Below are 13769 nucleotides of genomic sequence, written 5' to 3' on the forward strand. Positions count from 1 at the left end.
GAGGCTCATTCCGGGACAGGCTTTCCGGTTGGGCTTCAAGCGGAAAGTCTGTCCCATTTCTCAGAGAGCGCCAAACTAAAATTCGCCAAACGCCAGCTCGGCGCCCTGTCCCACTTAGGCGCCAATCGCACGACGATACTCTGCCATTACCTGCGCATCGGCAGCTGCGGGGTCGGCAAAATAGCGCCAGTCATAGGTCTCGGCCGAAACAACTCCGCGATAGCCGCGCGCCACCAGCCTATCCAGGTCGGCGCGCATATCGCGGTCGCCGTCACCCCAGGCAAGATGCGTCGTGCCGTCTGCCGCAACATCGACAAAATGCACGTGGGCGACATCATCGCCAAGCAGATCAAAATAATCGTCGATGGTATCCCCTGCCACCGCCATAGCGCCCAAATCCAGACACGCCTTAAGTGCCGGATGATCAACTGCCTCGATCATGCGCTTCATGTCGGCCGCCGAGTTCACGATCATCGACTCAACCGGCTGTAGGGCCTCGAGCACCAGTCGCACGCCGCGCTCTCCCGCATGCTCGCCAATCGCACGCAGCATCGAGGCGCTGCGACCCCACGCGTCCTCGATCGGCTCGTTCAAAAATGCCCAGCCGCTCGAGACCATGACCTGCTCGGCTCCAAGTTCCGTCGCGATATCCACAACGTTCTTAAAGTACGCGAGCGTGCGGGCGCGCGCCTCATTCCCGCGTGCCGCGATATTCCACGGCTTGGGGTTGTTCTGTTCGGGACAAAGCCCCACAATCCGAACCCCATACCGCTGTGATAGCTCCCGCACCTGCTCGAGCGAATCGTATCCATGGCAATCGACATACAGATGCATCGCCCCGGTCCAAAGCTCGCAACACGTGTAGCCCGAGGCCGCTGCCGAAGAAAAGAACTCCTCAAGGTCAAAATAACGATGGCTGATATTCATGGCGGCAAGCTGGGGATAGCTCATAATTACTCTCCAACCCAAGCGAGGCCCCGTTCCATATAGGAGCGAGGCCCAATTACACAAACGTTATTTGCTCTTAGTAGTCGAACTGGTGATAGTAGCGACGGTAGTTGAGGTTGTGCTTGGTGACCGTCTCGTAGTAAGCGGCAAGGCGATCGGTGATCAGCGAGGAGAGGATCCACGGAGACACGATGACGCGGAACTCGTCGTCAAGGCCGGGGATCGCGAACTCGGCGGTGTCGATGACGTTGATGTCGGTGTCGCCGGTCACGCCGCGGGTCAGGAAGGCGCGGACGCGCTCGTCGAGCTTGCGGTTCTCGTCCTCGCCCATGAACAGGAAGACCGGGACGCCGGGCTCCACGAGCTCGAGGGTGCCGTGGAAGAAGTCGGCCGAGGTGATGTAGCGGGTGCGTTTCCACTGCATCTCCTCGAGGATGCACATCGAGAAGAGGATGGTCTCGCCCCACAGGGCGCCGGAGCCGATGAACATGGTGTAGGGGGCCAGGGCGTACTTCTTGGCGAGCTCCTCGGCGCGCGGCTCGAAGCGCTTGCGGATATCGAGCATGTCCTTCCAGATGTCCTTGGTCTGCTCGATAAACAGGTCGAACTTGGGGAAGCAGCCGCGGCGGTTGAGCAGGCGCAGGCCGAAGCAGTCGGCGAGGTAGTAGCCCATCTCGCAGCCGCCCGAACCATGGTCGGAAGCCATCTTGACGCAGTTCTCGGCACCCACAGCCTGGCCGATGGGGCCCTCGGGCTTGGTCATGGCGTAGACGCGCACGCCCATGCCCTTCATCTTCTTGACGGCCTCGAGGACCTCGGGGGTGGTTCCGGACTCGGAGGCGGTGAGCACGACGGACTTCTCGGTCATGCGCTTGTGGCCCATGACGTTCCACTCGGCGGCGTGGATCAGGTAGACCTCGAGGTCGCGGTCGCCGAACTTGTTCATGAGGTACTCGAGCTGCATGAGCTCGTCCCAGGTGCCGCCGACGCCCATCAGGAACACGGCGTCGTAGCCCTCGTCGGCGACCTTGTCGGCGAGCGCGGTCATCTTCTTGCCGGTCTCGTAGAGCGCCTTGCCGTCCTCGAGGTAGCCCTCCTGGTCGAAATGCATGATCTCGATCTTCTCGGTTTCCTTCATGGCTTTTCCTTTCTGTCCTGCACGCAACTCTATACATCGCGTTTATTTTCGATACCAATTATAGACATACACCTAACGTGTTTTTAATACCACTTATCAATCTGTTCCAATCATCGGTGAACGGTCGAAATTCTCTGGTGAGTGGTATTAAATTAGAATTGAATGTATAGCTAACGCCTCTGGCGCCTCCCTTGTGTGACAAAGAACAGCGTTCCTACCAGCGCAATAATGGTCGATGCCCCAAACAGTACCGTCTGGACACCCAAAGCCTCCGCCAAAAACGGAGCCGCCAGCAGCGGCAGCACGCCGGCGCTCATCAGGCCAAAACGCACAAAGCCGGTAATGCGCCCCAGGTATTTGATGTCAGCGCGCTCCTGAATCAAGATCATCTGCAGCGGTTCCAGGAATCCCCAGGCCAGACCGTTAATCGCCTGACCGATAATCGCGACCCCCAGCATATCGGTGCCCACGTACACCATGGACCCAATGCCCACGGCCATGAGCGCGCCGAGCAGCAATCGCAGGTTGACATGGCGGGCAGAAAGCTTGGTCAGGATGAACGCGCCCACCGAGGAAGTGAGGCCCACGACCGAGGACAGCCAGCCCAGCCAGACGATATCCAAGTTGAGCACATCGCGATAGAACAACGACTCCAGCGAATCGAACGCGCCAAACGCAAAGAAGCCCAGAAAGCCCGAGATAAAGATAAGGCGCAGGTCGTGGTCGCGAAACGTAAGTCGCGCGCCCTCGGCCATGCCGCCCAGAATGCCGCCCTTCGGCTTCTCCCCTTTTGCGGGAGCAACACACTCGTGACAGCCCAAGGAGAGCACGGCCGCCACACCCATCATGCCCGCCATGAGCAGATAGACCGATTGCGTGGCAAAACAGCTCACGATGGCACCACCGAGCAGCGGGCCAGCGGTATAGGCGATATTGCTGTAGAACACCATGAGACCGTTCACGCGGGTACGGCCCTCGGTGGTCGACTCCAGGTATCCCGGAAACGCATGCGTACAGGTGTTGATAAAGCCGCCCGCAAGCCCCAAGACGCACGCGGCAAACACAAGCCCGTGGACAGACAACGGCGCCAACCCCACGCCAAGCGATAGCACCGCCGTAATCATGCACGTCACAAACGACGTCCGGCGCGGTCCAAAGCGGTCGATGACCGAGCCCGACACCATATTGCCCGCCGACGTCATAAGATTGCGTACGAGCGTAATGGCAGCAACCAAAAAGGCCGTGCCAGCCAAATCATACGTCGCCGCGCCGATAAGCCCTAAAAAGTACACCGCGTTGTTGGCGCACCATTGCAGGGACTCAATAAGAATCAGCCTGACCTCTGCCGGCGTCAGGCGCATTGCTTCGCGATCCCTCGCGAACATACGAACTCCTTCTATACAAAAAGGGGATGGAGGGCATAGGCCCGCTCCATCCCCTTACCAGTTTGCAATGACAGTCTATGCAGCCGGGCCCTTACGCCAGCACGCCGAAGAACGCGCCGACGATGCCCACGGCCATGGTGGCCACGATCAGCACCATGGGGTTGATCTTCTTGGACAGCAGCCAGTAGTACAGCCAGAAGGCGATCATGCCGAGCATGCCGGGCATGATGCCGTCCAGGATGTCCTGGAGGGTCTGGGCGTCGTCGCCCGAGCCGATGGCCACCGGGATGCTGGCCCAGAACATGTCCTTGCACATGGCGCCAACGACCATGACGCCCACGATTCCCACGCAGGTCATGATCTTCTGCATGAGGCCGGTCCTCTGGGCCTCGTCCAGGAAGCCCACGCCCAGCTCGTAGCCCTTGACGGCGCCCCAGATGCGCAGCGCGAAGCCGGGGACGTTGTAGATGAGCAGGAAGGCGATGGGGCCGAAGGGGTTGCCGGCCTGGCACAGGCTGATGCCCACCGCGGCGGCGACCACGCGCAGCGTCGACAGGAAGATGGAGTCGCCGATGCCGGACAGCGGACCCATGAGGGCGGCCTTGACGTCGTTGACGCTCTCGGGCTCGATCTCGCCGCGGGCGACCTTCTCCTCCATGGCCATCGCGATGCCGCCGACGAACGGGGCGAACTGGACGGTGATGTTGAAGAACGCGCAGTGGCGGTGCAGGGCCTCGGCGTAGTCGTCGGGGCGGCCGGCGTAGATCTTCTTGAGCATGTTGGCGACCATCAGGCAGAAGGCGATGTTCATCTGCTTGTAGTAGGTCCAGGAGAACTCCATGCCCAGGGCGCCGGTGTTGACGGCGCTCTTGATGAGGTCGGAGCGCGTGATCTTGTTCTCGGGACTAGAAGTCATCGTCCTCATCCCCTTCCGCGGAGAGCTGGGGCTGGGCTCCGCCCAGGCCGAGCAGGTCGAACTTGTCGATGCCGATGATGATGGCGATCAGGGCGACGCCCAGGACGGGCACGTTGGCGTAGGAGCACAGCAGGAAGCCCAGGAAGTAGAAGGGCACGAGCTGCTTGGTGAGCACCAGGCGGCCGAGCATGGCGAAGCCCATGGCAGGCAGGATGTTGGCGGCAACGCCGCAACCGTCGATGATGAAGGGCGGGATGAAGTCGAGCAGGCCCTGGATGGCGTCGGAACCCAAATAGAAGGCGCCGCCGCACAGCAGGAAGTACTCGACGCAGCCCCAGATTCCAATTCCCCAATGAACGGCGTAGATGCCTTTGAGGTTTCCCTTGAGGGCGAACTTGTCTGCCATATCGACAAACACAGGGAACAAGGCATTGGTAATGTTGCCGATCGTCAGTGCAAGGACGGCGATGGGCATGGCGAGCGCGATGGCCGTCTCGGTACCCTGACCGAGCTGAATGGCAAACGCGCAGGCGAGCACGCCGCCGACGGTTTCGTTAGGCGGCACGTAGGCGCCGATGGAGATCGAGCCCATGAACAGCAACTCCAGGCTGGCGCCAACGGCAAGGCCAGTCTGCAGGTCCCCCAGCACCAGGCCCACGAGCGGGCACAGGACGATGGGGCGGAACGCGTAGAGGGTGCCGAGCTGGTAGTCGAGGCATCCAAACGCTCCGACTAAGCCGACGAGTATTGCTTGGACAAGCATAATTCCTCCCAATAAGGAATCTCGAACCGTCGTCACTCCCGTCGCGCGCGTTGTTGATATCAATTCCGGGAGTTCGATTCCACGGCTCGAAGCGTACCTGGTGTGCTGCTAACACCCATGCCAGGCACAAATGATTTGATACCAATTATAGGTATGCAGGTTCTTACTATTTAATACCACTCGCTCAGCGGAGTGTTTTTTACCGTAAACGGCAGACGTATCCCGTCAGGCGCGCTCTTTGTTTCGATGGAGGACAAGCGTCACCAGAAAGCCATCGCCAAAGGCATCGGATGCCAAGTTGGCCATAATCACCAAAACGATAATCGCTGCGCCCAAAAACTCGTTCCAGCGAAAGACCTCGCCAAAGAGGAGCGCCGACCAGCAGGGAGCGAGCACGACCTCACTCATGCAAACCAAGTTGGCCGCAAACGCGTTGGTGCGCGCAATCCCCTTGGCATACAGCACACTCGCAAGGCCGCTGCAAAAAAGGCCATGCACCAGCATAAGCCCCCACTCAAAGGGTTTCACGGAGCCTAGGTCGCCGGCAAAATAGACGATCGGAAGTATCGAGATGCCGCAGGAGATGAGCGAGGACACCATAGGCGACGCATCGGGGCGAGAGTTTAAAAAGAAACACAGCCCAAAGGTGGCGCCCGAAATGACGGCAAGCAGATTTCCGAGCATGCCCTCGGCACTCAAATCACCTAAAAAGAAAAGTCCCATACCCGTAAAAGCAACCACCACGGAGGCAATCTTCGCAGGCGAGGGCAACGTGCGAGTTGCGAGCGATTGATACACGATAACGAAAATCATCGAGGTGTACTGCAGAACGATCGCGTTGCCGACCGTCGTGAGCTGGTTGGCAAAGTTAAACGTGGTGCCCGTCACGAAGTTGCAGACGGCCACAAGGACAATAAGACGGCTGACGCGAAAGACGGGCCTGCCGACGAGCAGGATAAAGAGCGCCATAAATATTGCCGTAACGGCACCGATCAAAAGAGCTGACTGCGAATTGGCGCGAACGAGGATGCCGATAAAACTCCACAAGAGCGCCGTGCCAAATAGATACATCGCCCCGCTCACGCCATTATCGGGTGGATTGTCAGATCGAATCACGAAGCACCTCCAGCTAGCTTTCGGTAATAAAAAACGGCGACCGCAATGGGTCGCCGTTTCCCTTGGGGGCAGAATAGAACGCAGGAACCTACGCCAGCACGCCGAAGAACGCGCCGACGATGCCCACGGCCATGGTGGCCACGATCAGCACCATGGGGTTGATCTTCTTGGACAGCAGCCAGTAGTACAGCCAGAAGGCGATCATGCCGAGCATGCCGGGCATGATGCCGTCCAGGATGTCCTGGAGGGTCTGGGCGTCGTCGCCCGAGCCGATGGCCACCGGGATGCTGGCCCAGAACATGTCCTTGCACATGGCGCCAACGACCATGACGCCCACGATTCCCACGCAGGTCATGATCTTCTGCATGAGGCCGGTCCTCTGGGCCTCGTCCAGGAAGCCCACGCCCAGCTCGTAGCCCTTGACGGCGCCCCAGATGCGCAGCGCGAAGCCGGGGACGTTGTAGATGAGCAGGAAGGCGATGGGGCCGAAGGGGTTGCCGGCCTGGCACAGGCTGATGCCCACCGCGGCGGCGACCACGCGCAGCGTCGACAGGAAGATGGAGTCGCCGATGCCGGACAGCGGACCCATGAGGGCGGCCTTGACGTCGTTGACGCTCTCGGGCTCGATCTCGCCGCGGGCGACCTTCTCCTCCATGGCCATCGCGATGCCGCCGACGAACGGGGCGAACTGGACGGTGATGTTGAAGAACGCGCAGTGGCGGTGCAGGGCCTCGGCGTAGTCGTCGGGGCGGCCGGCGTAGATCTTCTTGAGCATGTTGGCGACCATCAGGCAGAAGGCGATGTTCATCTGCTTGTAGTAGGTCCAGGAGAACTCCATGCCCAGGGCGCCGGTGTTGACGGCGCTCTTGATGAGGTCGGAGCGCGTGATCTTGTTCTCGGGACTAGAAGTCATCGTCCTCATCCCCTTCCGCGGAGAGCTGGGGCTGGGCTCCGCCCAGGCCGAGCAGGTCGAACTTGTCGATGCCGATGATGATGGCGATCAGGGCGACGCCCAGGACGGGCACGTTGGCGTAGGAGCACAGCAGGAAGCCCAGGAAGTAGAAGGGCACGAGCTGCTTGGTGAGCACCAGGCGGCCGAGCATGGCGAAGCCCATGGCAGGCAGGATGTTGGCGGCAACGCCAAAGCCAGCAAGGACAAAGTCGGGGATAAAGTCGAGCACGCCCTGGATAGCGTCAGCACCCAGATAGAACGACAGCGAGCACAACAGGAACGCCATGATGATACCGGTGGAACCGATCAGGAAGTGCATCGCATAGACGCCCTTAAGGTTGCCCCGGGCAGAGAAAACATCGGCGCGGTCAACCAAAATCGGCAGGGCGGCGTTGAGGATGTTCTTGATGGCAAGGCACAGCGTGGCGATGGGCATAGCGAGCGCGATGGCTGCCTCGGTGCTCTGGCCCAGCTGGATAGCGAAGGCACAGGCGAGCACGCCGCCGATCGTCTCATCGGGCGGCACGTAGGCACCGATGGAGATTGAGCCCATGAACAGCAGCTCCAGGCTCGCACCGATCGCGAGGCCGGACTGCAGGTCCCCCAGCACCAGGCCCACGAGCGGGCACAGGACGATGGGGCGGAACGCATAGAGCGTACCGAGCTGGTAGTCGAACTTACCAAACGCGGCGATAAGTCCGATGAGGATTGCTTGGGTAAGCATACATCCCCCTTTCCTAATAGGACACTACGAAGAACCCGCAGGCTCTTCGAAATTAAACGCCTAGAGCACGCTTGCGCAGTCGACCTTGGGGTCGTCGGCCAGAGGACGAATCTCGACCTCGACGCCGCGGCTCAGCATCTCGCGCACATCGGCTTCCTCGGCCGCAGTCAGGAAGATCTGACGAGAGACCTGACGAGCATCGGGGCGCTTCTCGTCCTTGGGCTTGGTGTTGCCCAGGTTGACCGACTTGATCTGCGGGCAGCCCTCAACAAGCTGCTTTGCCTCAGCGATGGTGGCGACGCAGATAATCATCTTGTATTTGTCAGTCACACCCGAGTTAATGGCCTCGATGGCATTCGCCATATCCTTGATGACGAGCTTGCAGCCGGCAGGCTTGCCCATCTTGAGCGTCGTCTTCCACACCGGGTCGTTAGCGACCTTATCGCCCACGCAGAAGATGCAGTTGGAGCCGAGGCCCTGAACCCAAGAGACCGCGACCTGGCCATGAAGCAGGCGATGGTCGACGCGAAGTAGCTGAATCATAATGTGACCCCCCAAAGGTCTTGTGCCGTCTTACGGCGTGTCAGTAGGTGCTGCGGATTAGAACTCTTCTTCCTCGTCGTCATCGACCAAAAGATCGTTGACAAACTTCACGCGCGTATCGTCCGCAGCGACGATGGTGCGAATCGTCTCTTCAACCGGCACCGACTCGTCAGAGAACAGCAGCTGAATGAGCAGAGGAAGGTTCATGTTGGTAACGAGGTACGTGCGGGGGCGCGTCTGGACGATCTTGGTGAACTCGTTGTTGACGCTGCCGCCAAAGAGGTCGGTGCACACGACGACATCATCGTCGGCAGCCATGCCTGCCAGCAGTTTTTGGGCCTCCTCGGCCACGTCCATGCGGTCATCGACGAACATCGAAAGATCGTGGACGTTGTCGCGAGCGCCCGAGAGCAGCTCGATGCTCTCCTTGATGCCGGTAGCGAAGTGCGCATGGCTGGCGATGATGTACTGTCTCATTCTGTGTTCCTCTCAATAGCCCGGCGCGTTCCCGCACCCGTTTTCTTTAGTAGTCGAACTGGTGATAGTAGCGACGATACTTGAGGTTGTGCTTGGTGACCGTCTCGTAGTAGCGAGCCAGGCGGTCGGTAACGAGCACCGTCAGAATCCACGGGGACACGATGACGCGGAACTCGTCGTCAAGGCCGGGGATCGCGAACTCGGCGGTGTCGATGACGTTGACGTCGGTGTCGCCGGTCACGCCGCGGGTCAGGAAGGCGCGGACGCGCTCGTCGAGCTTGCGGTTCTCGTCCTCGCCCATGAACAGGAAGACCGGGACGCCGGGCTCCACGAGCTCGAGGGTGCCGTGGAAGAAGTCGGCCGAGGTGATGTAGCGGGTGCGTTTCCACTGCATCTCCTCGAGGATGCACATCGAGAAGAGGATGGTCTCGCCCCACAGGGCGCCGGAGCCGATGAACATGGTGTAGGGGGCCAGGGCGTACTTCTTGGCGAGCTCCTCGGCGCGCGGCTCGAAGCGCTTGCGGATGTCGAGCATGTCCTTCCAGATGTCCTTGGTCTGCTCGATGAACAGGTCGAACTTGGGGAAGCAGCCGCGGCGGTTGAGCAGGCGCAGGCCGAAGCAGTCGGCGAGGTAGTAGCCCTTCTCGCAGCCGCCCGAACCATGGTCGGAAGCCATGGCGACGCAGTTCTCGGCGCCGACGGCCTGGCCGATGGGGCCCTCGGGCTTGGTCATGGCGTAGACGCGCACGCCCATGTCCTTCATCTTCTTGACGGCCTCGAGGACCTCGGGGGTGGTGCCGGACTCGGAGGCGGTGAGCACGACGGACTTCTCGGTCATGCGCTTGTGGCCCATGACGTTCCACTCGGCGGCGTGGATCAGGTAGACCTCGAGGTCGCGGTCGCCGAACTTGTTCATGAGGTACTCGAGCTGCATGAGCTCGTCCCAGGTGCCGCCGACGCCCATCAGGAACACGGCGTCGTAGCCCTCGTCGGCGACCTTGTCGGCGAGCGCGGTCATCTTCTTGCCGGTCTCGTAGAGCGCCTTGCCGTCCTCGAGGTAGCCCTCCTGGTCGAAATGCATGATCTCGATCTTCTCGGTTTCCTTCATTTGTCTCTCCTTTCTGGGGTTGTCTTCACATCCCCCATGCCAACGGGCATCAAAACCCGCTTACATTCCGTAACACTCAGCCGCTTTGGCCTTAAGCGCATTGACTGACTCTTCGTAGCCCTCTGCCTTGACCTCCATTTGCTTGGAGACGGCATCGAGATACGGGTGCACGTCCCATGACTTCAGACGCTCGGCGATCATTGCCGCAATCGTCTGGAAGAACACAAGATTGGGAATTGCGCTGAGCAGCGGAGCCACCTGAGGCACCACAACCTCGTGAGCCTTACCCTTGGGATGGGCCGTGAGCAGCACCGTTTTTGCCGTAACGTTCGATAGCGCATCGGCGATATTCGCAAGACGCTCCGACCCCTGCGGATCGTCGACGATAAACACCAGATAGCCCGGAACAATCTGCATCTCGGGACCGTGGACGAACTCCTCGCCTTCGTGGTGCATGGCAGGAATCTTGATGGTCTCGCTCAGCTTGAGCGCCGCCTCCTCGGCAACACCGTAGTTGGGTCCGTTGCCGACGACCATGGCGGGCGTGTGCTCAGAAAGATCGAGCATGTGGTCTTGGACATATGCCTCGGCGGTCTTGCACATCACGGCATTGGCATGGATAGCCTCGCGCAGGTCGTCAAGACGCTGGGCAACGCCCTTGGCGTCAATCGTTCCGCGCGCCTGACCGCCGTAAATACCAAAGAGCACCAGGTACTCAACGAGAACCTCAACGCCCAGAGTCACAAAGTCCACCGACTCGACGCCCACACCGTAGTCAAGAACGATGTCAGTGTGCTCCTTGATGGGTGCCTCGACGTTTGCCGTGAGCGCAACTGCAGCCATATCGTGTGCGCACATGTAATCGAGCGCCGCAATCGTATTGGTTGAATAGCCGCTCTGCGAGACGGCGATGTTGAGCGCATGCTGTGGATAGGTGTGTTCAAAATCGACGAAGGCCTCGGGCGTCACAACGGACACCTGCATCTGCAGCGCATCTTGCAGGTAATCGCGGGCGCAATCCGCAGCATGGCGCGACGAACCCGAAGCAACGATGCGCAGCGCGTCAAAAGAACCGGACTGGAAAATATCAACGAGCTGCGCTACCAGCTCAGACGAACGCTCGAGGTTCTCTCCCATACGCACATGGGCAAGCTGAACGTAATCGAGCATCTTCATCGTCTCACCTCGTAACAAATCATTAGTATTTGATACCAATCACAGTTACAGGTTACGGCTTTTTGATACCTCTTTGTCGATTAATTTATCCCCTTCGGCGAACGGTCGATTTTGAGCTATGTAAGGTTGTATATACAGTCGGTCAAATTGCCCAAACAGACCGGCTGTTACCGCGCGCGATGCAAAGCCCCAGCTAGTACGTATAGGTGTAGCCGCCCGCATCGCCACGATTGAAGGACTTTACATACTCGATAGCCTGGCCGCTCGCGTCATAGCTCACGCATTCCAAAAGCAAAACAAGATCCCCTTGTTCCAAGCCAAGCAAGCCCGCGTCGCGTGCGCCCACCGCCTCGATATCGAGCTTCTCCTGAGCCATGACCGGCTTTCGGCCTAGCATCTCATAGGTCTCGTACAAGCTGAAGACCGACACGTCAATATCTTCGATTGTGGGAAACAGCCGGCACGGGATGAACGCCATCTCAATCGATACGGGATCGCCGTTGACGCAGTTCAAACGCCGAATCGAATACAACAAATCGTCCTCGGCAATGCCAAACAGGTTGGCATAATATGGGCCCGCATAACGCTTGGAACGCGCGAGGATACGGACGGACGGCTCGCCGCCCGAAGCACGAACCGACTCGCGAAAGCCTCCTGTTCGCTCGTAGGCAACGGGTACTTTCTGCGCCACAAACGCGCCCTTTCCGCGGACGCGTCGAATCTGCCCGCGCCGAACCAGCTCATCGACAGCGCTTCGGATGGTCAAGCGTGTCGTACCAAATTCCTCGGCGAGGTCTTTTTCGGACGGAATCATGGAACCCGTGGGATATATACCGCGCTCGATACGTTCCTCGATGCGGCGTCGAATGCGCATATAAACCGGGGTGGCATCTACTGTTTCAGCCATTGTTCACCTGCCACGCTTCTCATTCCGTTCTTTTCGCCGTTATCGGCAAAGCGAAACTTTGTGGGCAAAATCACCGATTTGCAATGCTCCACAAAACGCATGTCCTTATCAAATTCGATCGTGCTCTCATAGAACACCGGCGTTCCCTCTTCTTGCTGGAGCAACTCGGCCTCTTCGGCGTTCAAACGCGAGATGGAGATATGCTCACGTCCATGCTCAACACGCACGCCACCTTCTTTGAGCAAGACATCGTAAAGGCTCTCGCACTCAAAATCGTGCTCGGTAAGCGATGGGCACAGGGACAGGTTAACGTGAGCCGTCTCGATTGACGCCGGCTCGCCCTCAATAAGTCGAACGCGCTGCATGCGGAGCAAAGGAGCGCCTACAGACACCCCAAGCTTGTCGGCAAGCGCCTCATCCGCCTCGATGGTCCCGGTGGAAACCAGACGAGAAGAGGGGTGCAGGCCGGCAGTCCGCACAGCATCGGAGAAGTTATACGTTTCCTGGAAGATGTTCAGCGGCTTGGGAGGACACACATATGTACCCGATCCGCGACGGCTCTCGAGCGTTCCACACGAGATGAGCCGTGTGATGCCAGCGCGCAACGCCGTACGCGAAACGCCAATCTCTTCGCACAGCACGCGCTCGGCCGGCAGGCGATCGCCGCCGGTAAGCTGATGGTGCTGGATATACCAAAGAATTCCCTCAACAGCACGATCTTTGGGGGGGATTGCATAAGATTCGCCTGCCATTGCACAGACTCCTCATTCAGAAACGTATGCCGCCAAAATTAGGCCAGCCCTCCCATGGCATCAAATTCGGCCTTGATCTTCTCGGCGACATTCCGATACGACTTATATAGGTTTGAATCGCGTTTAACTTCGTCGGTCATAACGGGAATCTCTAATTTGGAAACCTTGCCTTTTCCCGTCTGAACCGCCACAACAACGCCCATACCAAGACACATATTACGCTTGGCAGCGTTCATTTTTGCCGCCTTGGCGGGATTTGCCAGAATACGCTGGGCAAATTCTTGTTTAGAGACCGCTTCCTCGGCCTCCGGATCGCCCGCCTCGGCCACTTCGCACTGCAAAACGTCCGCATAGTCAAAAATCTTCGGCTCGCCGCCGCGCTGATGCACGGCCCACTTGCGGCGCGTGGCATCCTGGTAGATAGCCGGCAAAAATGTAAACCGCGGCGGGTCCAAAATCGTATCCGTGATGGTAAACACATCGGGATCAAAGGCATCCTGCGGGTTTTTCTTCTTGAACAGCCCCATATCAGCCTCCCGTACTAGTATTAAACAACTCAAGTTGAATATAGCACCAATTTCAAGCCGCCGCTTTACCGCATCGGTGCGTGGTGTCTATGGCTCGCCCAGCGGAATAGTTCACGGACGAGGGCGGGGGCGGGGTGCTTGGTTTTGGAAGTGGGCTTCGCGAACTTCCAAAACCAAGCACCCCGGCCCCGCCCCGGCAATGTAATCTTGGCTGACCATAGTTAGATGCACGGCTTCTAAGGCAGCATAAGCAAGGTCCCCATTACATAAAAAAGAATCAGCCCCGCAGATCGAAACGGTCGAGAGGGCCTGCTCCGGGCGGGTTGCCTTGCTCCGG

The 13769-nt window shown here is 59.1% G+C and carries 15 protein-coding genes; all 15 read right to left on the bottom strand.

Annotation, left to right across the window (positions count from 1 at the left end):
• Window positions 1–114: 114 nt before the first annotated feature.
• A complete protein-coding gene (locus ACQRAQ_RS08290; RefSeq protein ID WP_427794521.1) occupies window positions 115–951 on the bottom strand; it encodes a sugar phosphate isomerase/epimerase family protein in 837 nt (278 codons plus the stop codon).
• A gap of 73 nt (window positions 952–1024) precedes the next feature.
• A complete protein-coding gene (locus ACQRAQ_RS08295; protein WP_427794522.1) occupies window positions 1025–2086 on the bottom strand; it encodes an SIS domain-containing protein in 1062 nt (353 codons plus the stop codon).
• A gap of 170 nt (window positions 2087–2256) precedes the next feature.
• Entirely contained in the window at window positions 2257–3471 is a 1215-nt protein-coding gene (locus tag ACQRAQ_RS08300) for an MFS transporter (protein WP_427794523.1), read from the bottom strand.
• A 91-nt stretch (window positions 3472–3562) separates the two neighbouring features.
• Window positions 3563–4396, bottom strand: coding sequence for a PTS system mannose/fructose/sorbose family transporter subunit IID (locus ACQRAQ_RS08305; protein ID WP_427794524.1), 834 nt, complete (start codon window positions 4394–4396; stop codon window positions 3563–3565).
• On the bottom strand, window positions 4377–5150 hold the full coding sequence (locus tag ACQRAQ_RS08310; protein WP_035137735.1) for a PTS mannose/fructose/sorbose/N-acetylgalactosamine transporter subunit IIC: 774 nt from the start codon (window positions 5148–5150) through the stop codon (window positions 4377–4379). Before ACQRAQ_RS08310 ends, ACQRAQ_RS08305 begins: the two co-directional genes overlap by 20 nt.
• Window positions 5151–5375: 225 nt before the next feature.
• Window positions 5376–6266 carry a DMT family transporter gene (locus tag ACQRAQ_RS08315; RefSeq protein ID WP_427719853.1) on the bottom strand — a complete coding sequence of 297 codons (891 nt, stop codon included), beginning with the start codon at window positions 6264–6266 and terminating at the stop codon, window positions 5376–5378.
• 88 nt (window positions 6267–6354) lie between these two features.
• Complete coding sequence (locus ACQRAQ_RS08320; RefSeq protein WP_427794524.1) at window positions 6355–7188, bottom strand: PTS system mannose/fructose/sorbose family transporter subunit IID; 834 nt, start codon at window positions 7186–7188, stop codon at window positions 6355–6357.
• Window positions 7169–7942: a PTS mannose/fructose/sorbose/N-acetylgalactosamine transporter subunit IIC gene (locus ACQRAQ_RS08325; RefSeq protein WP_427794525.1), complete on the bottom strand. Its 774-nt coding sequence runs from the start codon at window positions 7940–7942 to the stop codon at window positions 7169–7171. Before ACQRAQ_RS08325 ends, ACQRAQ_RS08320 begins: the two co-directional genes overlap by 20 nt.
• Window positions 7943–8002: 60 nt before the next feature.
• On the bottom strand, window positions 8003–8485 hold the full coding sequence (locus ACQRAQ_RS08330; protein WP_427719850.1) for a PTS sugar transporter subunit IIB: 483 nt from the start codon (window positions 8483–8485) through the stop codon (window positions 8003–8005).
• Between the two features lie 57 nt (window positions 8486–8542).
• Entirely contained in the window at window positions 8543–8962 is a 420-nt protein-coding gene (locus ACQRAQ_RS08335; protein WP_427719849.1) for a PTS sugar transporter subunit IIA, read from the bottom strand.
• Between the two features lie 46 nt (window positions 8963–9008).
• A complete protein-coding gene (locus ACQRAQ_RS08340; RefSeq protein ID WP_427794526.1) occupies window positions 9009–10070 on the bottom strand; it encodes an SIS domain-containing protein in 1062 nt (353 codons plus the stop codon).
• Window positions 10071–10130: 60 nt separating this feature from the next.
• On the bottom strand, window positions 10131–11246 hold the full coding sequence (locus ACQRAQ_RS08345) for an SIS domain-containing protein (RefSeq protein ID WP_427719868.1): 1116 nt from the start codon (window positions 11244–11246) through the stop codon (window positions 10131–10133).
• A gap of 193 nt (window positions 11247–11439) precedes the next feature.
• On the bottom strand, window positions 11440–12153 hold the full coding sequence (locus ACQRAQ_RS08350; RefSeq protein WP_427719867.1) for a GntR family transcriptional regulator: 714 nt from the start codon (window positions 12151–12153) through the stop codon (window positions 11440–11442).
• Window positions 12138–12905: a GntR family transcriptional regulator gene (locus ACQRAQ_RS08355; RefSeq protein ID WP_427794527.1), complete on the bottom strand. Its 768-nt coding sequence runs from the start codon at window positions 12903–12905 to the stop codon at window positions 12138–12140. Before ACQRAQ_RS08355 ends, ACQRAQ_RS08350 begins: the two co-directional genes overlap by 16 nt.
• Window positions 12906–12943: 38 nt before the next feature.
• Complete coding sequence (locus tag ACQRAQ_RS08360) at window positions 12944–13432, bottom strand: hypothetical protein (RefSeq protein ID WP_427794528.1); 489 nt, start codon at window positions 13430–13432, stop codon at window positions 12944–12946.
• Between the last annotated feature and the right edge of the window lie 337 nt (window positions 13433–13769).

It is taken from the genome of Collinsella sp. SGI.178, assembly GCF_050313495.1.
Taxonomy (GTDB): Bacteria; Actinomycetota; Coriobacteriia; order Coriobacteriales; family Coriobacteriaceae; genus Collinsella.